Here is a 23,947-nt window from a genome sequence, read left to right on the forward strand (position 1 = left end):
GACTAACCATCTAAATGAAAAACCTAAATTTATTCCTGTTGCTAGTTTTATTGTCACTGGCAAATAACTCATTCTCTCAACAACAAGTAGGACTACATTACGACATCAACGGACAAGCGATTCATGGATACCTTGATCCTTTAAGTTATGCTCCTGAAAAAAAATTAAGCAAAGTTCATTATTCGGACTCTTATGAAATGGGACATTATTATGACTCAATAGGCAATAAAGTAGAAGGCTTTATCAAGTTTGAAAACAAGAAAATCTACTTCAAGGAAAACATGTCTCTGGGCAGAAAAAAACTAACACCCGACTTGGTAAAAAATTTCGTAATTGGTGTAGATTCCTTTTTTGTAGTTTCCAATTACTATTGGCGTGGCAAATTAAAAACCAAACCACAATTTGTTCAATTTATTACAGAGTTCGATGGAAATACATATGCTAAACTATATCAATTCAAATCAAGTTTTGAATTTGACTTATTTGACAATAATGGAATTCAAGAAATTTTCCTGATCAAAGAAAAAGATAAAATGATTTGGGATGAATTCCCTAGAAACCGTGACAGATTCAAGAGTAAAGCCCTTCAATATTTCGGACATATCCCCTACCTCAAGAAAAAAATCCAAGTTGACAAATACAAATTCGAAAACACAATTTCGTTAATAAAATATGCTGAATACAGAAGTAAAGCAAAAAATTTTCAACCCGTTCTCTATGATGAATTCTGGACAGAAACTTATAGTACAGAAAAAGCAAAGTATCATGCCTACATAAGTCAGCAAAACGATTCAATCTGGATATTTGATTACTTCAAAAACGAAGTGAAATTATACACTGCACATTTTAGTTCATTTTATCCCAATGTAAAAGATGGAGAGTTAATAGCTTATAATATTGATGGGACGGTAAGACAAAGAATTTTCTATAAAAACAACAAGCTAAAAAAAGTTAAGAACTACAAGCAAAATGGATCACTGCTTAATTGTTATCAATGCAAATTCTTAAAAAAAGACAGCTTAAATCCATGGGTAAAAACCATTACATATGATTCTTTAGTAAATGCGAGTGGCAATAATATTCTAAAAGAAAAAACTAATGGGAGCATTCAAATAACAGATCAATATAGAAATTTAAAATACAATCAAATATATAGGGATAATCAATTGGTGTCATCGTACAGAATAGAAAACAAGGATACAATTTATCAAATTACAGATCCCAATTATAAATTTAGAATTAAAAAACTGCAGACCAACTTAGATTATATTTTATCAGATAATAACTGCGATGAAGCCATAAGTATGAACGCTCAGGGAATTATTCTGGCATTAATTCGAATCAATAAAAAAGGCCATATGGTGGATTGTAAAATTTTAAATAAAATCCATCCGCAATTAGATAGTATGATACATGAGTTTTTATTAGGAGATGAATCAATACCAAATATGACTCTCAATAAATTTAAACCTTATAAGCATAACAAAAAGAAACAGTTTTGTGAGTTTATTTTACCATTCGAATTTAGCATTCTTCGATTTTACAGAAAACCTACACGTTATTATTTCAATCATTTTAACCACTTTAATCATTTTAACACAGGACCTAAATTCACACCGCCACCAACTCCAACATTCAATAATAGATTTTAATTCGATATTTTTTCAAATTCTTTTATGGAATTCCTGATAGGATTGCATCCTTCAAGAAAACTTATATTATGAGAACAATCAGCATTTTAATTTTCAGTCTGATTTTCAGCAATCTGTTTGCTCAGGAAATCGCAGAACAAGAAGTAATAAGTGAAGTGAAGGAAGCCACCGTTTTTCTTGATGGTGCCCAGGTTCATCGTAACAAGGATGTAAAACTTGCCAAAGGCAAAACACTGATCAAGTTTGTGAACCTCTCCCCTTTTATCGATGCCAAAAGCATTCAATTCAAAGCCAAAGGAGAGTTAACCGTTTTATCGGTAAACCACCAGCTGAATCACCTTAGCAAGTCGAAAAAATCAGAAGAATTAAAGTCTTTGCAAGAAAATCTGGAACAAATACGCTTAAAGATTGAATTGGAGAATGCACACTTATCGGTAATTGGTGAAGAACTTGATTTTTTGAAAGACAATCGAGAAATCGGTGGCAAAAATGAGCAAGTATCATTAAGCAATTTGCAACAAACTGCCGATTATTACAGCAAGAAACTTACTTCGCTGAAGTTAAAGCAAATCGAAAGAAGAAATACTTTACGTGATCTTCACAAAAAGAAACTCGATATTGAAAATCAGATGCGCAATTTGAGTAGCGAAAAGGAATATCCTACAGGTGAAGTGCTGATAAAGGTAGATGCAAAAGTAGCCAAGTCTTTTCCTATGGAACTAAGCTATTTGGTGAACAATGCAGGATGGTTTCCAACTTACGATATCAGGGCCAATAATATTAACGAACCAATTGAGCTAGTATACAAAGCCAATGTAACCCAAAATACTCGCGTTGACTGGAAAAATGTAAAGTTGACCTTCTCCTCTGCCGATCCAAACACTTCGGGTGTTGCGCCTAAGTTGATTACCTATTACCTGGATTATTACAGCAAACCGCCCGTGTACAGCATCAGTTCAAACCTTATAACAGGTAAGGTAATTGCTCAAGAAGATGGTTTGGGATTGCCAGGTGTAAGTGTAATTGTTAGAGGAACTACCATTGGTACAAGTACCGATTTCGATGGAAATTACTCCATTACCATCCCCAACAATGCCAACCATTTGGAGTATTCATTTGTTGGTATGAATACTCAAACTCTTCCAATTACAGGTTCTACAATGAACGTATCACTTGAATCATCATCTGTAGGTTTAGATGAAGTGGTAGTAACAGCTTTCGGCGTATCAGATGAATTAGAAATGGAAGACTATGACAAACCCAACTTTCCTGATTTGCAAGGACAAGTTGCAGGCGTATCGATTAAACGGGCTCCAATATTAAAAAAACACGAAATGAGGAGCATTCCCATTTCGGTTGACCAGGTAGAAAGCAAAACCTCTGTTAGTTTCCAAATCAAGCGTGCCTATTCCATTAAATCGGGTAATGCCAATTTTGCCATTAATATGGCTGAGTACGAAATCCCTGCCGTTTACGAATACTATTGCATTCCTAAAATCGACAAGAATGCATTCCTTTTGGCTAATATCATGGATTGGGAAAAATACAACCTGCTCGATGGTGAAGCCAATGTATTTTTCGAGGATACTTACATTGGGAAAAGTCTTTTAGATCTGCGAAAAGCAAATGATACATTGCAGATATCCTTAGGAATTGACAAACAAGTGAGTGTGAACAGAGAAAAAGTAAAGGATTTTTCGTCGAAAAAAATATTGGCCAAAAAGAAAGAGGAAACCATTGCCTGGAAATGCACGGTGAAGAACAACAAGAATCAGAAAATTAAGCTGGTACTTATGGATCAGGTTCCTGTTTCCTCGATTTCGGATATCGAAATTAACATTCTAAACCTTAGCAATGCCAAACACAATAAGGAAACAGGTGAAATTAAGTGGCTGTTCGATCTGGATCCAGGGAACAATAAGGAAGTAGAACTATGGTATTCAGTGAAATATCCGAAATATCGCAATTTAGTGGTCGAGTAAAACCTGCTAAGTTTAAAAATAGTTCAAGCATCTTCAAGATGCCAAACAAGTACACATCAAAAAACAATATTCCCATATGAAACACATTAGATTAACTCTAATTATACTACTCGCATTTAATGCCTTGTCAGCTCAAAAGAAAATTGAAATTCCAGAAACCTCAGCAGTTAACTGGTTTGTAAAACGTTTACCCGAGCAACTAGAGCGATTTCATTTTAAAGATCTGAAAAGCTCTAAAGATTCCTTGAACATTAGAATTTGGAAAAGACATGAAATATTCAACCTGAGCTGTAACAACACGTTTTCCTCCGAATTTATAATACGAACAGGAGGAACTGATTTTGTATCTACTTCCCACAAATTCGGAGAAGATATCTCAAAAGCATTATTGACATCTTTTGATGCCAACAACATGCACAAGTTAAAAGATGATAGTTTTAGAGGCATAGATGGTAGTTTTATATACATCGAAATTGCCACAAAAAATAAATACAAAGTTGTTAGCTACTGGTCGCCAAGTTCAGACAGAAGCGAAGATTGTAAATCTCTTTTACAATTTCTTGATGACATGCATCAGGCTGTAAACTCTAAAGAGTTGTATAATACTTTTTTGAACTCACTTCCTGTTGGTGGATACAGTTGGGGAATGTCATCGCTTAGGATTGAACGATTCCTGGATGATAAAGCCGAAAAGACTGATTTTTATGTGATGGCCGAAAGGAAAATCAAAAGAAAATTGAATATTGGCAAGAAAACGGATCATTGGAAATATCCTGCATTGATTATCAATCACAAGCCTGCTAAATTTGATGAACTAAACAAATACACCAAAGAGGATGTTGTAAAATTTGAAATCTTAAAACCAAACAATCCACAAACATCTCTTTACGGAACCAATGGCGCCAGAGGAGTCATTAGAGTTGAAACCAAACAATAGCAAGCTATGCAATTCTAAAAGCATTAAAACGATATTTACAAAAAGAGCCAAGGCAATACCTTGGCTTTACTATTGTATAAATAGCTCAATTATCTTCATATTGAATAATAGTATAGAAATAATTCATCACAAAAAAAGACACGTATAAACAGTGTCTCTTATGCGCCATGTGTATGAACTGGCTGATTATTTTATCTAAACTAATTCGAGAACATTTTTACCAGCCATAAAATTAGATACAGACCAATTCCCACTCCAAAAAGCAAAACCGATACTACAAATGCAACTCTTATAAACGACACATCCCAGCCTAATTTCCCACTGAGCCATTCTGATACTCCTAAAATCATATTTCTTACTTTTTATATTTTTTACCCAAGTTACAATTTTTATTTTTAGATTGGTAGTGACAAGAAAAACTTGGAACCCACACCAAACACCGAATCAACCCCAATGCGTCCACCAATCATTTTGGCATAAGATTTCGCAATAGATAAACCCAATCCTGATCCATCACAAACCAAGTCAGAATCTTCTGCTGCGCGGGTAAAATATTCAAATATCATGGCTTGTTTGTGCTTTTCAATCCCAATTCCTGTATCCTCTACTTTAATTTCAATCATAGAATTACTCTTTGAACAAACCAATGAAACACTACCATTATTGGTATATTTAATCGCATTTTGAAGCAAATTGGTAATTATCGACCTTAACTTTTCTTCATCGGACAGAATAAGAAAATCTTCCTCAGACAATTCTTGCTTAAAAGACAATTCTAAGCCTTTATTTTCCGCTTCACTTTTAAATAACTCAAAAATACCTCTTAGTAAATGATCAATATCAATCTTCTCAAAATGAAGTTCACAACAACCTGCCTCAATTTTTGAAATGTCCATAATTTCATTAATTGTTTTCAACATTCTCTCTCCACTTTCTCTAATGATGCTAAAAAATCTCCGTTGCTGATACTCCGATAAATCAGGCTCCTCCAAGAGCTCCGAAAAACCTAGTATACTGTTCATTGGCGTGCGAATTTCATGACTCATATTAGCAAGAAAAGCAGATTTTAATCGATTTGCTTCTTCAGCCTCATTCTTTGCCTTGGTTAATTCCTGCTGTATTAATATTAAATCTGTAATATTCTCAACAGCACCGTCGTATCGAACAATCTCACCTGTGCGGTCTTTTATAGCCCTGGCACCTTCTCTTACATAAAGAATTTTACCAGATTTTGTATACCATTCCGATTCAAAATTAATAACCTCCCCATCCCTTTCTAAAATCTCTTTAAATAATTCTCTCTTATTAGGATCCACATAACTTCCTTTCGACAAATCTCTTTTTTGAATACTTTCAACAGAATCGAATTCCAACATCTTAATCAATGCAGGATTTGCAGAAAGAATTTTACCTGCAGGTGTAGTTTGATATAGGCCTACCGAGGAATTTTTAAACAGATTTAAATACATATCCTTTCTGTATCCTCCATTACATATCAAACAATCTTCCGGATAAATGAACTTGTTCTTCCTAAGAATGGAAAAGAATATGCGTATTATTTGAATGATTCTCCTCATACAGATTATTAAGAATTAGTTGGTTGAATATACTTTTAATATTAGTTAAACAAAAAGGATTCTTACCAGTGCATACGAATCGTTGATCAACTGCCTTATTCTGGAGAAAACAAAAATTTTTAGCAAGTCGTATATAACATGCGCCTCCCAGGCTTACTAACTATGAACTAAACGTCTTTTACCTGGCTCTCTCGAAACATTTCGTTTTTAATTCTTAACACAAAATTTGAGACTGTAACCGAAAAATCCCTTCCGCACTACTTGGTGTACTTTCCGTAATAAAATTCAAAGCTTCAGAAAGCGGAGATTTCATTTACGCACGCAAAACCAGTAGTTCCGCACCCAATTTGAATACTTCCGCACGAAGAGACAACACCTCTTTTGGTGTGCGGAAGACTTTCCCATGCGTGCGGAATAAATTTCTGGACGTGCGGAAGTCTCGCCTTTATGTGCAGAAGCACTTCCTGGGCTTTCAGAAGAAACAACTCTGCGTGCGGAATAAAAAAACTTGCGTGCGGAAACACTTCTAAAGTGTGCGGAAGAGATACTTTGCTGTGCAAAACAAATTTCTTGGTGTGCGGAAAAGCTTACTGAGCGTGCGGAGATACCTCCTTTCTGTGCAGAAACATAGAAGATCTATTCAATAAAAATGGAGAGTACTACTACTCTCCATATTACAACTATAACTGCAAATTATTAATAAAAAAATTGCAAAACTATTTCATACTTAATTGGGCTATAAATTCGCTTCCGCAGCCTTAGCTTTACGATAAGCAATCATTCGCTCACGATTGTATTTACTAACGTAAGCCTGACGTTTTTCTTGATTATTTCGGAATACAAACTTACCGTAATCCCGAATCTCACCAACTACCTCTCGCAAAAGAGTAAAGCATCGGTCTCGGGTCAGTTTAATGTCATCCTCAAAATACCTTTTACCATTCACCTCACCCAACAAGGTTCCCATTCTATCGGCAATTTCGGCTGCTTTATCCAATTTTTCAATCTCAAAATTAACGGCCGTTAGCAATTCCAAATTGTCTTTCCCCAATACCGATAGGCTTGCCATATCCTGAATGGTATCTGCTTTCGAATCACCTTCTTTAATGGCCGATAAGCGTTTTAGCAAATCCTCACGATTTCGGAAAGCAAATTCCATAAAATCGATCAGCTCGTTATGAAGTTCGTACATAATAGGAGCCTCTTTTCTCCAGTTTTCAATGGCCACTTGTTTTAGGGTTTGCTTGGTTTCCCAATTGGCCTGTGCCGTACGCATGGCTCCAGTAAGGCTTAACAAACGTTCCAGCTTTGTAGCATCAAAATTAAAGGCCTGTAGCATAGGTAAATCTTGCGTAGCACGAGAATGCAACGATTCGGCCTCTCCAATAAAAATCCAGTAGGGAATATCGCAATACTTGACATTTTCTTCGGGTACTGCATTAATTTCTTCCAGATGATCCAGTAAACTTTGTTGATCAGACATAATAATACATTTAAAAGATTAATATTATCCTTCTCCACAAATCCTTCTCCAAAAAAGATAAATTTAAACAACTGAGACGAGTCAATTCTCAATTTTACGATAACAATAACTAAGCTATAAATAAATTTATTTAAAAAAAAGCTTTTTGCTGATTTTTTATTTATAAAAGCCAACTTTCTATGTTTAATACACCCACTTATCCCTCTGCTCATGCTCGTTTAAGCCGATTCATTTTTTTTTAATTTTTATGCAAAATTTATTTTTATCTCAACAATTTTCCTATCCTTATTTTTCAGTCACTTACAAGACACTAGCCTTACCTAATCCAAATTTCATGAGAAAACCAATAATATTCTTACACCATTAAAAAATAAAAGAATCATAGGATTATTCAGACTACACGAATTCTAAACAACAGACAACATCTGGCACAATTCACAAATTCTTTTACAATGCACAAAATACATTTCATAATTTATATGGCTTCAAAATTAAGCTTTAAAAAGATTAAACAATAATGGTTTCTTTGGAATGATGAAGGAAGATGTGTAGATTCGATGATTATTAAATATAAATGTGCACAATACAGCCTCTATTGGTATGTATTGTGTACCGTTTTAATCTGAAATAAAAAATGAGTACAAATCTAAATAAATTAGATACAATCAAATGAGAAAACTAATCACAATATTCATCCTTGTGCTCATTCTTGGTCAATTATCATATGGACAGAAAAGAAAGACCCCAAAAGACATAAAAGAAGCAATTACCAGATTACAAACTGATTGCTCAGATAGTTTGAAAAACATTATTGTAGAGACAAAAGATAGTTATTTATTTCAATTGTGCTACCCATGGAAAGGAGATTACAGAATCATTTATGATTGGACTTCGAGTAAAAACAAAAGGTCAGTACTTAGAAAATACCTGATTAACCGAGGAATCTCAAATAATAAACACCAACAATCAATTATTCTTATAGCATTCAAAAAATCCTTAATTGGAGTAAATGTGAATGAAATTGAAATTATTGAACCTTTCAAAAAAATTGAAAATAATTGGGCAAATGAAGACTTGGTTCGATATACAACAGATACTATTCGGGGAGTATATATACCAAAAGATTTAGAAGACTGTTTTAGGAGAATAAATGAGTTTTGGGCTGATTCAACAAAAACAGAAATTAAATCATGGACTGAAGATGAATTTACCGGAAGAACTCATATCGGATTTGGAAGGTGGATGAGAAATAATTGGCAACTATGGGGAGGCTCAAGATTATCAAAATATTTCAATGAAAAAGGAGTATCTCATCCAGATGATATGACTGGAATAATTTTGGATAGCTATCATCGTCATTTGAATGGAAAAGAGATAGCCTTAGAGAAGCAAATTGAATATTATCAAATCTATTGGAAAGTTAACTCAGCACCATCAAAAGACATCTACCCCAAAGGATCAAGAAAACTAGAATTTGATATGGTCATATTATACACTTTAAATGAAAACAATATGCCAGGATGTGTTCATATTCAAAGCAACTCGAAATCTAATAAAGTATGGATTTATGACTTTCATTTTGGTTGGAAGCAATTGACAAAAGATGAATTGTATAAACTGAAGTCAACTGCATATGAAATCAGAGAAAAAGCACTTATAAAAATCTTTAATAAAGAATGATTTTACCTAAGCCCCCCTGCCAACGCGAACTTGTATCTCTTACTCTGCAATAAGAAACATATAACAAACAAAAAATATGACAAAAAGAAACCTATCATCAATATTGATTATTATAGCTATGCTTATAAATATTCTCAATTTTGATTTTTCAAATTTTAATATTGAATCTAAAAAAACTTGGTTGTTTATTGGTGCTTCAATAATAATTATAGCATCGATAATACAAATATTTGTTAACGAGAAAAAATTCAATAAAAAGTCCCTTGATAGGGCGAACTAGCATGTGCTTTATAAAGCAGAAGTAAACTTCCAAAATAGATCAAAAAACAAATTACAAAAGAGAAAAAATGTTCATTATAAATTTAAACTACAAAAGCGAATTGGATCGAATTGACCAATTTTTGAATGCTCACATTGAGTTTTTAAATGAGCAATACGAATTGGGTAATTTCCTGGCTTCGGGCCGAAAAATACCAAGAACCGGAGGAATCATTCTATCAAATGTAGCTTCGAAATCGGAATTGGAAGCGATTATTGAAAAAGATCCTTTCAAACAGAACGAGTTGGCGAATTACGAGCTGACTGAATTTGTTCCGAGCAAAACTTGCAAGGAATTGGAATTTTTAATTGAAAATAGGTAATGAGAAAATTATTGAATTTTATATTGCTGATTTTAAGCTCAATTGCAGTTTATTCTCAATCAGATTATAGAAAAATTTATGAGTATGGTGAATACCAGGAGAATTGGGCAAAAGTAAAGTCGATTACTGGTGAATATGGAATGATAGACCGAAATGGCAATCCAATTGTTCCTGCAGTCTACAAGAAAATAGAAAAATTCACCAGAGATAATGGAAATTTAGCATTGGTAAAATCGATTACCGGTGAATATGGAATGATCGATAAAAGCGGCAAAGAAATAATCCCGGCAAAATATTCAAAAATTGGGACATTTAACGAACTTGGAGAAGGATTGGCATTGGTCAAATCTGTCGTTGGTACATACGGACTGATTGATAAAAATGGCAAAGAAGTGATCCCTGCAGAATACTCTAAAATTGGAAAATTCAATGAAATTGAAAGAGGATTGGCATTGGTCAAATCTATTGTTGGTACTTATGGATATGTTAACGAAAATGGCAATGAAGTAATCCCTGCGAATTATTCAAAAGTTGGAAGATTTAATGAAATTGAAGAAGGATTGGCATTGGTCAAAACTGTCGTTGGTACTTATGGATTTGTTGACAAGAAAGGGAATGAAATCATTGAACCAATTTATTCGCTCAAGCAGATAGAATCAAAGCAGTATAAAACTGTCGAAAAATAAAGCCCCACTACTCCCTTGTTTTGGGAAATCGTAAACATACAAAGCCAATCACATGAACACAACACTAAAAAAATCACTGGAACAAGAAAGCACAGATGAATTGTTCTTTTATTTTAGACACGATGGTGCTTACAATTTCGAGAAGAAGATAATCGCAGGTAAACTATTAAAAGAAAGAGGTTTCGACAGACAAATCCTTCAAGAGGAGAAACAGCTATGCATTGAAGAATTGCAAGCCGATTTAAAAGAAGGTGAAACCCCTGGCCTATTGTTCAAGAAAAGCAAACAAGAGGTTATGAAAAAGATGCTAGGTTGGCTCGTTATGTTTTTGCTTTTCATGTCAATAGAAATTGTTGTGAATGTAACGCAAGCAGAAAAGGATTGGGAATCGATGGGAATTGTTTTTGCCATTGGTCTTAGCTTACTTGCATACAGCTTTTTTTTCTACAAAAAGCACATCAACAAATTGATGCATGAAGGTGCCAAAAACAACGAGTTGCTTCGTCTTCGCCTAAGCTATATTCAAAAAGAGTGGGATTTTTAAAAAAGAATCTGAAGGATTCATTAAATGTTTGAAGAACCATTATATAACAAAAAGAAACAACTAACTCATTAATATGAAACACACTACCCTTACTCTACTTATTTTATTCTTATTTCAAGCTTTGTCCGCTCAAGTAGATTATCATTCAAAGTATAGAGAGGCAATCGCATCCATTGAAAAGAACTACGCTGGTTTTAAGGATAAAACCGAAGGCAAAGAACGTTTTTACCAAATCTTTAAAACGGAATTAGAGAAAGATTCCATTGGAGATTTATCAACCTTAAAGAAGAGATTAAAAACCTACATTTCTTTTTTCGATGACAATCACCTAAAGCTTAATGAATTTGATGCCGAAAAGTATGTGGCGAAAAAACAATACCGAATCAAAGAGTTTAATTTCAAAAACCTGAATGATAGTACATGTTATCTTAAAATTCCTCACTTCATGTACAAAAGCCGCGTAGATAGTCTGCTATACCAAGCCATCAACTCCATATCCAAGAGAAAGAATTTAATCATTGACATCAGAGGCAATACGGGAGGTGGTGATGATGCCTTTTCAAAATTACTACCCATTATTGCCACCAATGACATGTACTATAGAAATGTTGAATTCTTGGCTACAAAAGCCAATTGGGAGTTTGTTGATTCATTAGTGAATATAGGTGAATGGAAAGAGGAATATGATGATCAGGTAATCCCTGCTCCTTGGTTAAACAGTAAGAAACCTTTCTTGAGAATGAACGACCAAAGAGTAAATATAGTATATGATTTTCCAAAACATGTGGCAGTATTGGTAGATCGAAAAGTGGGAAGCGCTGCCGAATCGTTTGTATTTTGCGCAAAACAAAGTTTTAAGGTAAAAGTATTTGGTGAGAATACGGCTGGCACTTTGGACTACAGCAATTGCAGGCATTTCAAGGTGATAAAAGATGAAGTATACATACAAGCACCAACTACTAAAATTTATGGATTGCCTGTAAACCAAATTGATAAACATGGAATTGCTCCAGACTTTTACCTTACCAAAGAAAATCAAATAGAACAAGTATTGCGGTATTTTGAGATTTGGTGGTGAATCCAATAGTATATATTTCTTTAAACTTCTTTTGTGTAAGAACATTGTGATTTAAAAAAATCAGTATCTTCAAAATTGGAATTACTTACCAGTCAATAAATTATTGAGAACATGAGAAAAACAATTGAAATACTGATTCTACTCCTGATTTTAATGGCTTGTAGTGACAAGTCAAATAAATATCCTATTAAACAAGCAAATTGGGAAAGCAAAGAAATCAAGATCGATAGTATTGAGAAGTATTTTCATGGAAAAACATACCTTCCGGTTTATTCTCACATCTATCATCATCACGAACACAGAACATTTGATCTTACCACTACGGTAAGCATCCGCAATGTATCTGTAAATGATTCGGTTTTTCTGCTTAAGGCAAATTATTACAATACAGTTGGTGAAAACATCAGGCAATACCTAAAAAATCCCATTTATTTAAAGCCACTTGAAACTTTGGAAATTATTATTGAAGAGCAGGATACCGAGGGAGGTTCTGGTGCAAATTTTATTTTTGACTGGGCCATGAACAATGATAAAAATCCTCCTTTATTCGAAGCTGTAATGATTTCTACCTCTGGTCAGCAAGGTCTGTCTTACACAACCCGAGGAGTACAAGTATTTGAATAGGAATCTATCACATTCCCTTTGAATATTACCATGCGAAGAAATTAACACTAAAGAAATACCGCACGAAAAAATCACGTGCGGTACTCTTATAAAATGGTTGATAGTTAGAGTCAAGGGATCGCCTTGGCTTTATTTTTAAATGCTATTTGAAACTGCCTTCAGGCTGTAAAGAACTGAAGGCAGAAATTCTTTATTGTAATGATTCCAGAAATTCTGCAGCGTTTCCTTTTTCCAATGCTTTGATAAATGCGGTTCCAATTATAGCTCCATTCGAAAAGCTGGCTGCATGCTGGAAACTAACTTTGTCGTGTATTCCAAAACCAATAAGAGATGGAATATCAAGGGCAGCAATTTTCTTGAAGTAATCCTCACGCTCTTTGCTGGCTTGCAGTGCTCCACCCGTTGTGGAAGCTGTAGAAACCATATATAGAAATCCACTTGCAGCTTTCTCAATTGTCACCAATCGTTTATCGGTAGTCTGCGGTGTTACCAACAAAACATTGTGCACTCCAGCTGCCTCGAATTTTGCTTTGTATTCTTCCTGGTACTCTTCCAAAGGCAAATCGGGTAATATTACGCCATCAATTCCTACCTTTTGACATTCTGCAAGAAAAGCATCAACGCCAAATTTGTACACGGTATTCCAGTAGCCCATTAAAATCAAAGGCATGGTGATGCTTTTTCGTGCATCTTTTAGCTGATCAAACAAAATCTGTAGAGTCATACCATTGTCTAAGGCTTGCTTGGCTGCAGTTTGAATTACTGGTCCATCCGCCAAAGGATCAGAAAAAGGGATGCCAATTTCTACCAGGTCAACACCTTTGTCCTGCAATAGTTGTAAGGTAGGAAGCGTATCTTCCAGTTTAGGATATCCCGCAGGAAAATAGATTGATAAAATATCCTTTTGTTTATTTTGAAATAATTGATCGATTCTATTCATAATTTCATTTGTTAGAGACGCACGGCCGTGCGTCTGTACGAAATTCAAATATTAATTGAATTTCTTCATGTAAGTTTCCATATCCTTATCGCCACGCCCCGATAAGTTGATTACCACAACATCATCTTTTTTGAACTGCATTTTTTCCAGAACAGCCAATGCATGTGATGATTCCAATGCCGGAATAATGCCTTCTGATTCTGCCAGCACTTTTGCAGCATTAAGTGCCTCTTCATCGGTAGCCGACAGGAACTGAGCTCTTCCCGAAACAGCCAAATGAGCATGCAATGGCCCAACTCCTGGATAATCCAATCCTGCCGAAATGGAATACGGTTCGGTAATTTGTCCGTCATCATCCTGCATTAACATGGTTTTACTTCCATGGATAAAACCGATATCACCAATGGTAATGGTTGCAGCAGTTTCTCCACTTTCAACACCTAAACCAGAGGCTTCAACTGCTACTAAATTCACATCTTTCTCGTTCAGATAATGGTAAAATGCACCAGCTGCATTACTTCCTCCTCCTACACATGCAATTACATAGTTTGGATTTGGATTTCCTGTCTCTTTTTCCAACTGCTCACGAATTTCTTTCGAAATAATCGATTGTAGGCGCGTTACCAAATCAGGATATGGATGTGGGCCTACCACCGATCCAATCAGATAGAACGACTCGGGGTTTGCAATCCAATCACGAATGGCTTCGTTGGTAGCATCTTTCAAAGTTTGATTTCCCGAGATTGCAGGAACTACCTTCGCTCCCAACATTTTCATACGGGCCACATTGGGTGCTTGCCTTTCTACATCCAAAGCTCCCATATAAACGATACACTCTAAACCAAACAAGGCACAAACTGTAGCTGTAGCAACACCATGCTGCCCCGCTCCGGTCTCGGCAATAATTCTCTTCTTGCCCATATACTTGGCCAATAGAATTTGCCCAATGGTATTGTTGATTTTATGCGCTCCGGTATGAGTTAAATCCTCACGTTTCAGATAGATATTGGTTCCATATCGTTTTGACAGATTTCCTGCTTTGGTTAATGGTGTAGGACGACCTACATAGTTATCCAACAAACGAGCATAATCTTTCTTGAATTGCTCCGAGGCCAATATCTTTAGGTAATTCTCTTGCAGTTCATCTACATTTTTACGAAGTAATTCAGGAATGTAAGCTCCACCGAACTCTCCATAGTAACCTCTTTCGTCAACTGCATATTTATCTTTGTTCATTGTATTCAATTCTAATTTGTTTAGGAAGATCTCCAACTGATCTGCATTTTTCTTTGCAGGTTGTAATTCAAATCCTGAATTCAGATCCAGAGCATAAAGCTTATCGTGTGACAATTGTTTAATCTGCTCCGCATCTTGAGCTCCTATTCCACCGCTCAGGAAAAATGGGATCGATCCTTTGTAATTTTCCAATAGCTCCCAGTTGAATTTTCTGCCGCTACCGCCATAGTTTTCTGTTTTGGTATCGAATAGGAAAAAATCGCACACATTTCCATATTTTTCCAAGCTCTCAAATTGAAAGCTATCATTCATCTGAAATGCTTTAATCACCTCAAAACCTGCTTCTTTTACTTTTCGGCAGTATTCTGCTGATTCGCCACCATGCAATTGCATGGCATCCAGCTTGTATTTCTTTCCTTTTGCCAATAAAACATCCAATTCTTCGTTCACAAAAACCCCAACTTTACGAGTGCTTTTGGAAAATAGGGCTGGAATTGCAGCATCAAATTCTTCACCAACATATCTTGGTGATTTTGGATAGAAGATAAAACCTGCATAGTCGATTGGCAATTGCGTTAACTCCTTGATGTTCTTGCTATGTTTTAATCCACAAACTTTAATTTTCATTTTGGTTAATTTGAGTTTTTCACACCCCCCTTAATCCCTCCTGGAAAAGGGAAATTGGCAGCTATATGTTATAATTTTCACTTAAATTTTAAATCGAAAACATGTTATTACACAAATTTGTATCTCACATCACATGCTTGATTTATTATTCATTGTCAATTATTAATCTCTCTGATTAGTTCTTTGCAGGCTTCTCCTGGCGATTCTTGTTTCATAAAGTACTCTCCCATCAGGAATGCCTGAAATCCTTTGTCTCTCATTTCTTTCACGATACCCGAGTTGCTTAAGCCACTCTCTGCCACGCGAATCATATCTTCAGGCAATTTGCTGGCCAGTTGAATCGACTTATCGGTATCTACTGCAAAAGTCTTTAGATTTCGATTGTTGATACCAACCAAATCCACAAATTTATTTACATGCTCCAATTCCGATTCATCGTGAAGTTCAAGAAGTACTTCCATACCCAATTCCTTTGCCAGGAATGCGAAGTCTTTGCACCGTTGTGGGGTTAGAATGGCTGCAATCAGAAGAATCACATCAGCTCCCATTGCCTTCGACTGGTAAATCTGGTAAGGATCGACAATGAATTCTTTGCGAAGAAGTGGAATTTGCAGAGTTTTCCTGGCTGTGCCAAAGTCTTCTGCTTTTGCGCCAAAGAAACTCTCATCTGTCAAGACCGAAACCATAGAAGCACCGGCCTGCTGGTATTTTCCAACCACCTCATTTGGAGTTGCACTTCCATTGATTACACCCTTTGAAGGAGATTGACGCTTGAATTCAGCAATTACACCAGAGGCTCCTGCTTTTGTTATCGACTCTTTTGCCGAATAGCACTTTCTCTTGAAATTCTCCTCACTCATTACCTGGTAAATAGGCTGCTTCATTTTTTGAACAGCAACTTCAGACAATTTTTTCTGAACAATCCGATCTAATATATTTGCTTTTGCACTCATCTTCTACCTCGTTAATTTCTTTAACACCTCGTATGCCTTTCCAGATTCTATAGACTCAATCGCTCTTGCAATTGCATCACCCCTGCTAATTTCAGGATGCAAACAGTGAATTGCCAAACCTGCATTTCGGGTCACCACAGCATTTTGTGCATCTGTTCCATCTCCTTTCAGGATATCAGTAAATATCTTAGCTGCTTGCGCTACACTTTCCCCACCATGCAATTCGCTTGGATTTAGTTTTCTATATCCCAATTCCTCTGGTTCCAACAATTCTTCCATGCCATTTCCAATCAGTTTTACCTTATCGGTTAAGGAAACCTCATCGTAACCATCAATACCATGAATGATGGTGTATTTTGAATCGGTTTGTTGTAATAGATACTGGTACAAACGTGCCAACTCCAAATCGAACACTCCTACAATCTGATGCTTAGGTCGAGATGGATTCACCAAGGGTCCCAGCATGTTAAAGAAAGTTCGTACTCCCAAGTTACGACGAATTGGAGCAATATTCTTCATGGCAGGATTGAATAATGGCGCATGCAAAAAGCAAATACCCGCTTTGTCCAAATCTCTTTTCAGATCTTCTTCCTTGCTCTTAAACTGGTAACCCAATTCTTCCATTACATTTGAAGAACCGCTTAGCGAAGAAACACCATAGTTACCATGCTTGGTAACCATTTCTCCTGCTCCGGCTACAACAAAGGATGCCAAGGTTGATATGTTAAAGGTATTTTTGCCATCGCCACCGGTTCCACACAAATCAACTCCATTGTATTCCGATAAATCAACAGGAATTCCAAGTTCCAATAATGCCTCACGAAAACCAGTCAACTCTTCAACCGTAATGCTACGCATCATGAAAACCGTTAGAAAAGAGGTGATTTGAAATTCATTGAATTCCCCTTTGGTAATCTGAATCAGAACCTCCTTGGCTTCCTCTTGTTTCAGGCTTTTGTGTTCGAATAAGTGTTGTAATATATTTCGCATCTTCTTTTTTTTTCTTTAATGATCATTCTACCTATAGAATTCTTTTTACTATACAGCCGCAAGCTTCAAGAATGTATTACGAAAGCTTATAACTTGAAGCTTGTCTCTTGTAGCTTATTTTTTCAGCCAATTCTCAATCATCTTCATTCCATCGGGAGTTAAAACTGATTCAGGATGAAATTGAACACCTTCTACATCATATTCTTTGTGGCGAATTCCCATAATTGCACCTTCCGAATCACGACAAGTAATTTCAAGACAATCAGGCAAATCCTGCTCTACCACATTCCACGAATGATATCTTGCTGCCTTAAATTCCTGGGTAATTCCTTTTAAAACTCCTTGATCGGATTCTGTTCTGAAAATAGAAGTTGCCACACCATGATATACCGTATTCAAATTTTCGATACTACCACCAAAAACCTCTGCAATGGCCTGCTCTCCCAAACAAACACCCAAAATCGATTTTGTAGCTGCATATTCTTTAATCAAGTCTTTTAGAATGCCTGCCTCATCTGGAATTCCAGGCCCTGGCGACAATAAAATCTTATCGTACTTGTCTACATCTTTCAATTCTATTTCTCTGTTTCTGTAAACTTCAATATCATTAGCTCCAAGCTTTCGCAGATATTCGACCAAATTATAGGTGAACGAATCGTAATTATCTAATACTAAAATTTTCATAGTCTAAATATTTTGTGCCAATTCCATTGCTTTACGCAAAGCTGCCAGCTTGTTACTTACCTCGTTTAATTCACTCTCTTCACTCGATTTTTCTACCACTCCAGCACCAGCCTGATAGTACAATCTGTTGTTCTTACTCAGAAAAGAACGAATCATGATGGCTTGGTTTACTTCACCGTTAAAACCTAAAGCTCCAATGCAACCACCATAAAAACCACGAGCAGTTGGTTCATACTCATCAATCAATTGCATGGCTCTGTATTTTGGTGCTCCCGATAAGGTTCCTGCAGGGAAAGTATCTCCCATTAATTGGAAAGGATTGTAATCATCAGGTAACTCTCCAGATACCTTCGACACCAGATGAATCACATGCGAAAAGTATTGTACCTCGCGGAAGGTTTCTACTTTGATATTTTGTGCATCACGACTCAAATCATTTCTTGCCAGATCCACCAACATTACGTGTTCGCTTTGCTCCTTCTCATCGTTAAGCAATTCCTCTGCTAAAGCTGCATCTTTTACCGCATCACCAGTACGTTTAAAAGTTCCGGCAATTGGATGGATGTATGCTTTCTTGTTTTTGATTTCGATTTGTGCCTCAGGCGAAGAGCCCATAATACGGTACGAACCATAATCGAAATAGAACAAATAAGGCGATGGATTAATTGATCGAAGTGCACGATACAAGTTAAAATCATCACCTTTATAATCATGTGAAAATTGTCTTGACAATACAATCTGGAAAACGTCTCCTCTCCTGCAATGTTGTTTTCCTTTGCTTACCATATCCATGTAAGTCTGATCGTCCATATTGGATTGCTCTTGTCCTTCCAGTGAGAACGTAAAAGCAGGCAAAGTTCTGTTTCTCAACAAATCAGACACTTCACGAATTCTGGATTCATTTCCATTCTCAACCAACTCGATAATCTTCAAGGTGTTGTTAAAGTGGTTTACCTCAATGATAAAACGATAAAGAGAGTAGCGCATTTGCGGAATTCCGGATTGTTTTTTACCTGTATTAAATTCTAAATCCTCGAAAAAAGGCACAGCATCGTAGGCTGTGTATCCAAACAAGGCATTGGCTTTGGTCACATTCTCCTTGTCTTCCAAATCAAATTGATTTACAAAAGCTTTCAATCGATCCGAAACAAATCGTTTGCCTTTTCCTCTTGCATCAATATGTTGTTTGTTCCCAAAAACTTCCTCAATTAAATCACCATCTTTTAACTGAATACTGGCAATTGGTTCCAAGGCAATAAAAGAACTTGCATTTTCCGGACTGTGATAATCCGAACTCTCCAATAGAATCGCACCAGGAAAGCGATCTCGAAGTTTTAGATACATACTCACCGGTGTAATTACATCGGCAAGCATTTCTTTTTTCAGGTATTTAAATTTTATCATGACTAATAGTTATTTCAGGATTGGTTAAAAAAAAAGCGGCCTACTGAGTTTCAGTAGGCCGCTTGCTTTATCTTTTCTTTCGTCTGATTTTAGCACATAGGGAGGACACTTCCGCTCATGGTATTTGAGAGATTACAGTTGTGCCACCACCAATATTTGCTATTCAATCCGAACATTTTTTTCGTTTTTTGTCTTTACAAATCTAAAGAATTATTTTTTCAAATTCCAAATCCAATTTTTCAACCTAGCTTAAAACCCCATGCTCAACAAGCTCTATATCCCCTATAAACATTGAACTTCGAAGCGAATGTGATTTTTTTATTAATTTTTAAAACTCATATTCGATTTTAAGATTATCTCCATCATACCCTTTATAAAAAGGGTTAACATTTATAAAAGCGATAATTTTCAAAACCCTCCCCCATAATCTCATGACAATAAAAGAAAAATTAAAATTCTTAAAAAAGATCTGAAAAGCCTGATTTTACTAACTAAAGAGCAATATAAATTAACCTACTCAAACGTTAACGTTTCATTAAGTAAAGCTATTTTAATTTGCGGGTAAAAAATTAATTCATACATTTGACACAGAATTAACGCACAAAACAGCGATGAAAACAGTAACTACATACATTTCTAACTTTTATTATTTCTGGTTTTACTTTTATCCAACAAGATAAGGGCAAGAATTGATATGTAGTAATACAAAGAATATAAATCAAAGGTCTTGCCCAACAGGTAAGGCCTTTTTTTATTGAATAAATTGAAGCATGAGTAACAAAGCATTCACATACCGATTTTACTTTTATTATTTCTGGTTTAACACAAATCGGGCAGGATGCCTTATACCATAACTCAAGTAAAAAGTATAAAAGATCCTGCCTGAAAAGAGCAGGATTTTTTTTTATATGACCAAAACCAAATTTTTAACAAACAATAGAAATGATTCAACCAGCTAACAGAACCCAAGTGATTAAGGAGTACTACTTCTCGGTAAAACTGAAGGAGATTGCTCGCATGAACGAGGGTGAAGTAAAAGTTCTAAACCTTGGAATTGGAGATCCTGATATGACTCCTTCTGAAGATACATGGAACTCTCTTAAGGAAGCATGTATTCATCCAAAAAGTCATGGATACCAGAGTTACCAGGGAATTCCTGCACTACGCCAAGGTTTTTCGAACTGGTACAAAACCTATTTTGATGTGGATATTAATCCTGACAGTGAAGTTCTTCCTCTTATGGGCTCTAAGGAAGGTATCATGATAACTTCTTTGGCGTACCTAAATGAGGGTGATGAAGTTTTAATTCCAGATCCATCCTATCCAACTTACAAGTCGGTAACCAATTTACTGGGTGGTAAAATCATTTCTTATCCACTTTGCGAAGAGCAAAATTGGCAACCAGATCTTGATGAATTGGAAAAAAGAGATTTATCGAAGGTAAAAATCATGTGGATCAATTATCCACATATGCCAACTGGAGCAAGAGCTAGTAAAGATTTGTTGAAGAAGATTGTTACATTTGGAAGAAAGCACAAAATCCTTATTGTAAATGACAATCCATACAGCTTTATTCTGAACGATCAGCCAATGAGCATTATGAGTATTGAAGGAGCTAAAGATTGTTGCCTGGAGCTGAACTCATTAAGCAAATCGCACAATATGCCAGGATGGAGAGTTGGAATGATCTGCGGAAGCAAAGAACTTCTGGAGCCGGTTTTAAAAGTAAAAACCAATATGGATTCTGGAATGTTCTATCCGGTACAACAAGCTGCCATTAAAGCACTAAGTCATGACAAAAGCTGGTACGAATCGATCAACCAGGTGTACAAAACCAGAAGAGAATTGGTTTTTTCATTGATGAAATTAATCAATTGTAAGCCAAGTCAGGATCAAAGTGGAATGTTTGTTTGGGCATCAATTCCTGGACAGTACAAAGATTGTTACGAATTAAGTGATGAGATTTTAAAGCAGGCAAAAGTATTTATTACTCCTGGAGGAATTTTTGGAGAGCAAGGAAAAAGGTATATCAGAATTTCTTTATGCAGCAGTGAATCTGTAATCAATGAAGCAATTCAACGTATCGAAAAATCAAGAAAAAAATAAAAAATGATAGTTTCAGTTATAGGATTAGGATTAATTGGTGGCTCTATTGCTTTGGATTTAAAGCAAAGGGGATTTGCTGACAAGGTGATTGGAGTGGACAATAATCCAATGCATGCACATCAAGCCAAAAAGTTGGGTATTGCAGATGAAATCCAGGATTTAAAAACTGCGATTGAATCATCTCATTTGGTTATTCTTGCCATTCCGGTAAGTGCATGCATTAAATCTCTTCCACAAATCATGGACTTGGTAGACCAACAGATTGTAACCGATTTGGGATCGACCAAAGAACAGTTGATAGAATCCATAGCAAATCATCCAAAGAGAAAGCAGTATGTTCCTGCCCACCCAATGGCGGGTACCGAATTCTCTGGGCCACAAGCGGCACACTCTGGATTGTTTGATGGCAAATGCTCTATTATTTGTAATCCTGAAGATTCGGACAAAGAAGCGGTTAACATGATTAGCGACATGTTTCACACATTACAAATGCGATGCGTTTACATGGATGCAGAGGTACACGACAGACAAACTGCCTATGTTTCTCACCTTTCGCATATCAGCGCATTCGCCTTATCGCTAACCGTTTTGCAGAAGGAAAAGAAAGACAAACACATTTTTGAATTGGCAAGTGGTGGTTTCGACTCTACCGTTCGATTGGCAAAAAGTTCGGCCGAAATGTGGACTCCAATTTTCCATCAGAACAAAAAGAACATTGGAAAGGTTCTTCAGAAATATATCGATACACTACAGCAATTTAAAGATCGAATTGAGAATGACGATTTAGAGGGAGTTGATGATTTAATTAATGAAGCCAATGACATTCGTAGGGTTTTAGATGAAAAAGAAAGAAATGAAGCTGAAACCATTAAGAATGCAAAAAGAATAAGAAGAGCCTGAAAAGGATAAAGTATTAAGGAATAAGTATAAAGAAATAAACCAAATTTTTAATCACTCGGAAAAAGAGTAAATATCAAAATCGCATGAGCAAAAAAATTGAAATAGCAGAACTAAGCAGTTGGCCAATCGAAAATATTGACAGACCATTAATTATTGGTGGTCCTTGTAGTGCTGAAACGGAAGAACAAGTGTTGGAAACAGCAAGAGGAATTAAAGCAGCTGGGATTCCAATTTTCCGCGCAGGTATCTGGAAACCAAGAACTCGCCCGAATAGTTTCGAAGGAATTGGTGCACAAGGATTAATCTGGCTACAAAAGGTTAAAGCTGAAACAGGAATGCTAACTGCAACTGAGGTTGCCAACGCAAAACATGTTGAATTGGCTCTTGGTGCAGGTGTTGATATTCTTTGGATTGGCGCAAGAACTACTGTAAATCCTTTCGCAGTACAAGAAATTGCAGATGCATTACGAGGTCATGATATTCCGGTTTTGGTAAAAAATCCTATTAATCCAGATTTGGAATTATGGATTGGAGCAATTGAAAGACTAAGTGCAGTAGGTTTAACCAAACTAGCTGCAATTCACCGTGGATTCTCAACTTACCAAAAGTTAAAGTACAGAAACGATCCGCAATGGCAGATTCCAATTGAAATGAAAAGAAGATTGCCAAACTTGCCAATGTTCTGCGATCCTAGCCACATTACCGGTGACAGAGCTTACCTGGAAGAAGTGACTCAAAAATCGATGGATTTGAACTACGAAGGTTTGATTATTGAATCGCACTGCAAACCAGAAGAAGCATGGAGTGATGCAAAACAACAGCTGACTCCTAAGACACTTGAAGAACTTTTAGCTAACTTAGTGCTTCGTGATCCTGAAGCTGACAATGAGGTGATCAATAATACTCTTGGCGAATTGAGACACTTAATTGATGACTTCGATCAGAAACTTTTGGAATTACTGGAAAACAGAATGCAGGTTGCCAAAACAATTGGTCATTACAAAAAAGAAAATAACATTACTGTATTACAAAATAAACGTTGGGGACAGATTCTTGAAAAGAGCCTTGAAAACGGGAAGAAAAAAGGATTCAGTGAACAATTCATTAATAATTTGTTCAAAGCAATTCACCAGGAATCAATCAACCAGCAGGAAGATATCATGAATTCGTAACAGAAATAATTAGTGACTAGTCGTTAGTTAATAGTAATGACTGGTTGCTAA

Annotated in this window: 21 protein-coding genes; 12 read left to right on the top strand and 9 right to left on the bottom strand. The window is 36.0% G+C overall.

Annotation, left to right across the window (positions count from 1 at the left end; all coding sequences use genetic code 11):
- Positions 1-14: 14 nt before the first annotated feature.
- The 3 genes from BXY64_RS21015 to BXY64_RS21025 all read left to right on the top strand — a co-directional run bounded on the left by BXY64_RS21015 (position 15) and on the right by BXY64_RS21025 (position 4,571).
- Positions 15-1,652 (top strand): energy transducer TonB, encoded by a 1,638-nt coding sequence (locus BXY64_RS21015; protein ID WP_120241940.1) that lies wholly within the window; start codon positions 15-17, stop codon positions 1,650-1,652.
- Between the two features lie 68 nt (positions 1,653-1,720).
- Positions 1,721-3,634 (top strand): DUF4139 domain-containing protein, encoded by a 1,914-nt coding sequence (locus BXY64_RS21020; RefSeq protein WP_120241941.1) that lies wholly within the window; start codon positions 1,721-1,723, stop codon positions 3,632-3,634.
- Positions 3,635-3,710: 76 nt separating this feature from the next.
- Positions 3,711-4,571, top strand: coding sequence for a hypothetical protein (locus tag BXY64_RS21025; RefSeq protein WP_147376074.1), 861 nt, complete (start codon positions 3,711-3,713; stop codon positions 4,569-4,571).
- Positions 4,572-4,771: 200 nt separating this feature from the next.
- On the opposite strand, the gene BXY64_RS21030 is transcribed toward BXY64_RS21025, so the two are convergent.
- The 3 genes from BXY64_RS21030 to BXY64_RS21040 all read right to left on the bottom strand — a co-directional run bounded on the left by BXY64_RS21030 (position 4,772) and on the right by BXY64_RS21040 (position 7,631).
- Positions 4,772-4,921, bottom strand: a complete 150-nt coding sequence (locus BXY64_RS21030; RefSeq protein WP_120241943.1) for a PspC domain-containing protein — start codon at positions 4,919-4,921, stop codon at positions 4,772-4,774.
- Between the two features lie 45 nt (positions 4,922-4,966).
- The gene (locus BXY64_RS21035; protein ID WP_120241944.1) at positions 4,967-6,148 is read right to left on the bottom strand and encodes a PAS domain-containing sensor histidine kinase; all 1,182 of its coding nucleotides are present in this window, start codon (positions 6,146-6,148) and stop codon (positions 4,967-4,969) included.
- 736 nt (positions 6,149-6,884) lie between these two features.
- The gene (locus tag BXY64_RS21040; RefSeq protein ID WP_120241945.1) at positions 6,885-7,631 is read right to left on the bottom strand and encodes a hypothetical protein; all 747 of its coding nucleotides are present in this window, start codon (positions 7,629-7,631) and stop codon (positions 6,885-6,887) included.
- Positions 7,632-8,300: 669 nt separating this feature from the next.
- Between BXY64_RS21040 and BXY64_RS21045 the strand changes: the two genes are divergently transcribed.
- The 6 genes from BXY64_RS21045 (at position 8,301) to BXY64_RS21075 (ending at position 12,884) form a co-directional block, all read left to right on the top strand.
- On the top strand, positions 8,301-9,311 hold the full coding sequence (locus BXY64_RS21045) for a DUF6794 domain-containing protein (RefSeq protein WP_120241946.1): 1,011 nt from the start codon (positions 8,301-8,303) through the stop codon (positions 9,309-9,311).
- Positions 9,312-9,658: 347 nt separating this feature from the next.
- Positions 9,659-9,952, top strand: a complete 294-nt coding sequence (locus BXY64_RS21055; RefSeq protein ID WP_120241948.1) for a YciI family protein — start codon at positions 9,659-9,661, stop codon at positions 9,950-9,952.
- The gene (locus BXY64_RS21060; RefSeq protein ID WP_120241949.1) at positions 9,952-10,638 is read left to right on the top strand and encodes a WG repeat-containing protein; all 687 of its coding nucleotides are present in this window, start codon (positions 9,952-9,954) and stop codon (positions 10,636-10,638) included. The genes BXY64_RS21055 and BXY64_RS21060 overlap by 1 nt, the downstream gene beginning before the upstream one ends.
- A gap of 52 nt (positions 10,639-10,690) precedes the next feature.
- Positions 10,691-11,182 (top strand): hypothetical protein, encoded by a 492-nt coding sequence (locus BXY64_RS21065; RefSeq protein ID WP_120241950.1) that lies wholly within the window; start codon positions 10,691-10,693, stop codon positions 11,180-11,182.
- Between the two features lie 73 nt (positions 11,183-11,255).
- Entirely contained in the window at positions 11,256-12,260 is a 1,005-nt protein-coding gene (locus tag BXY64_RS21070; RefSeq protein WP_120241951.1) for a S41 family peptidase, read from the top strand.
- A gap of 111 nt (positions 12,261-12,371) precedes the next feature.
- Positions 12,372-12,884, top strand: a complete 513-nt coding sequence (locus BXY64_RS21075) for a DUF3124 domain-containing protein (protein ID WP_120241952.1) — start codon at positions 12,372-12,374, stop codon at positions 12,882-12,884.
- Positions 12,885-13,074: 190 nt separating this feature from the next.
- Here the strand turns inward: BXY64_RS21075 and trpA are convergent, their stop codons facing one another.
- The 6 genes from trpA to BXY64_RS21105 all read right to left on the bottom strand — a co-directional run bounded on the left by trpA (position 13,075) and on the right by BXY64_RS21105 (position 19,718).
- On the bottom strand, positions 13,075-13,824 hold the full coding sequence (gene trpA / locus BXY64_RS21080) for a tryptophan synthase subunit alpha (RefSeq protein WP_120241953.1): 750 nt from the start codon (positions 13,822-13,824) through the stop codon (positions 13,075-13,077).
- A gap of 51 nt (positions 13,825-13,875) precedes the next feature.
- Positions 13,876-15,687 carry a tryptophan synthase subunit beta gene (gene trpB / locus BXY64_RS21085; RefSeq protein WP_120241954.1) on the bottom strand — a complete coding sequence of 604 codons (1,812 nt, stop codon included), beginning with the start codon at positions 15,685-15,687 and terminating at the stop codon, positions 13,876-13,878.
- Between the two features lie 155 nt (positions 15,688-15,842).
- Positions 15,843-16,640, bottom strand: coding sequence for an indole-3-glycerol phosphate synthase TrpC (gene trpC, locus BXY64_RS21090; protein ID WP_120241955.1), 798 nt, complete (start codon positions 16,638-16,640; stop codon positions 15,843-15,845).
- A 3-nt stretch (positions 16,641-16,643) separates the two neighbouring features.
- Positions 16,644-17,630: an anthranilate phosphoribosyltransferase gene (gene trpD / locus BXY64_RS21095; protein WP_120241956.1), complete on the bottom strand. Its 987-nt coding sequence runs from the start codon at positions 17,628-17,630 to the stop codon at positions 16,644-16,646.
- 114 nt (positions 17,631-17,744) lie between these two features.
- Complete coding sequence (locus BXY64_RS21100) at positions 17,745-18,314, bottom strand: anthranilate synthase component II (RefSeq protein WP_120241957.1); 570 nt, start codon at positions 18,312-18,314, stop codon at positions 17,745-17,747.
- Positions 18,315-18,317: 3 nt separating this feature from the next.
- The gene (locus BXY64_RS21105; protein WP_120241958.1) at positions 18,318-19,718 is read right to left on the bottom strand and encodes an anthranilate synthase component I family protein; all 1,401 of its coding nucleotides are present in this window, start codon (positions 19,716-19,718) and stop codon (positions 18,318-18,320) included.
- Positions 19,719-20,660: 942 nt separating this feature from the next.
- On the opposite strand from BXY64_RS21105, the gene BXY64_RS21110 reads away from it, so the two are divergent.
- The 3 genes from BXY64_RS21110 to BXY64_RS21120 all read left to right on the top strand — a co-directional run bounded on the left by BXY64_RS21110 (position 20,661) and on the right by BXY64_RS21120 (position 23,896).
- Positions 20,661-21,824, top strand: a complete 1,164-nt coding sequence (locus BXY64_RS21110; RefSeq protein WP_120241959.1) for a pyridoxal phosphate-dependent aminotransferase — start codon at positions 20,661-20,663, stop codon at positions 21,822-21,824.
- A gap of 3 nt (positions 21,825-21,827) precedes the next feature.
- The gene (locus BXY64_RS21115; RefSeq protein ID WP_120241960.1) at positions 21,828-22,724 is read left to right on the top strand and encodes a prephenate dehydrogenase; all 897 of its coding nucleotides are present in this window, start codon (positions 21,828-21,830) and stop codon (positions 22,722-22,724) included.
- Positions 22,725-22,807: 83 nt separating this feature from the next.
- The gene (locus BXY64_RS21120; protein ID WP_120241961.1) at positions 22,808-23,896 is read left to right on the top strand and encodes a bifunctional 3-deoxy-7-phosphoheptulonate synthase/chorismate mutase type II; all 1,089 of its coding nucleotides are present in this window, start codon (positions 22,808-22,810) and stop codon (positions 23,894-23,896) included.
- Positions 23,897-23,947: the final 51 nt, after the last annotated feature.

The organism is Marinifilum flexuosum, from assembly GCF_003610555.1.
GTDB lineage: Bacteria > Bacteroidota > Bacteroidia > Bacteroidales > Marinifilaceae > Marinifilum > Marinifilum flexuosum.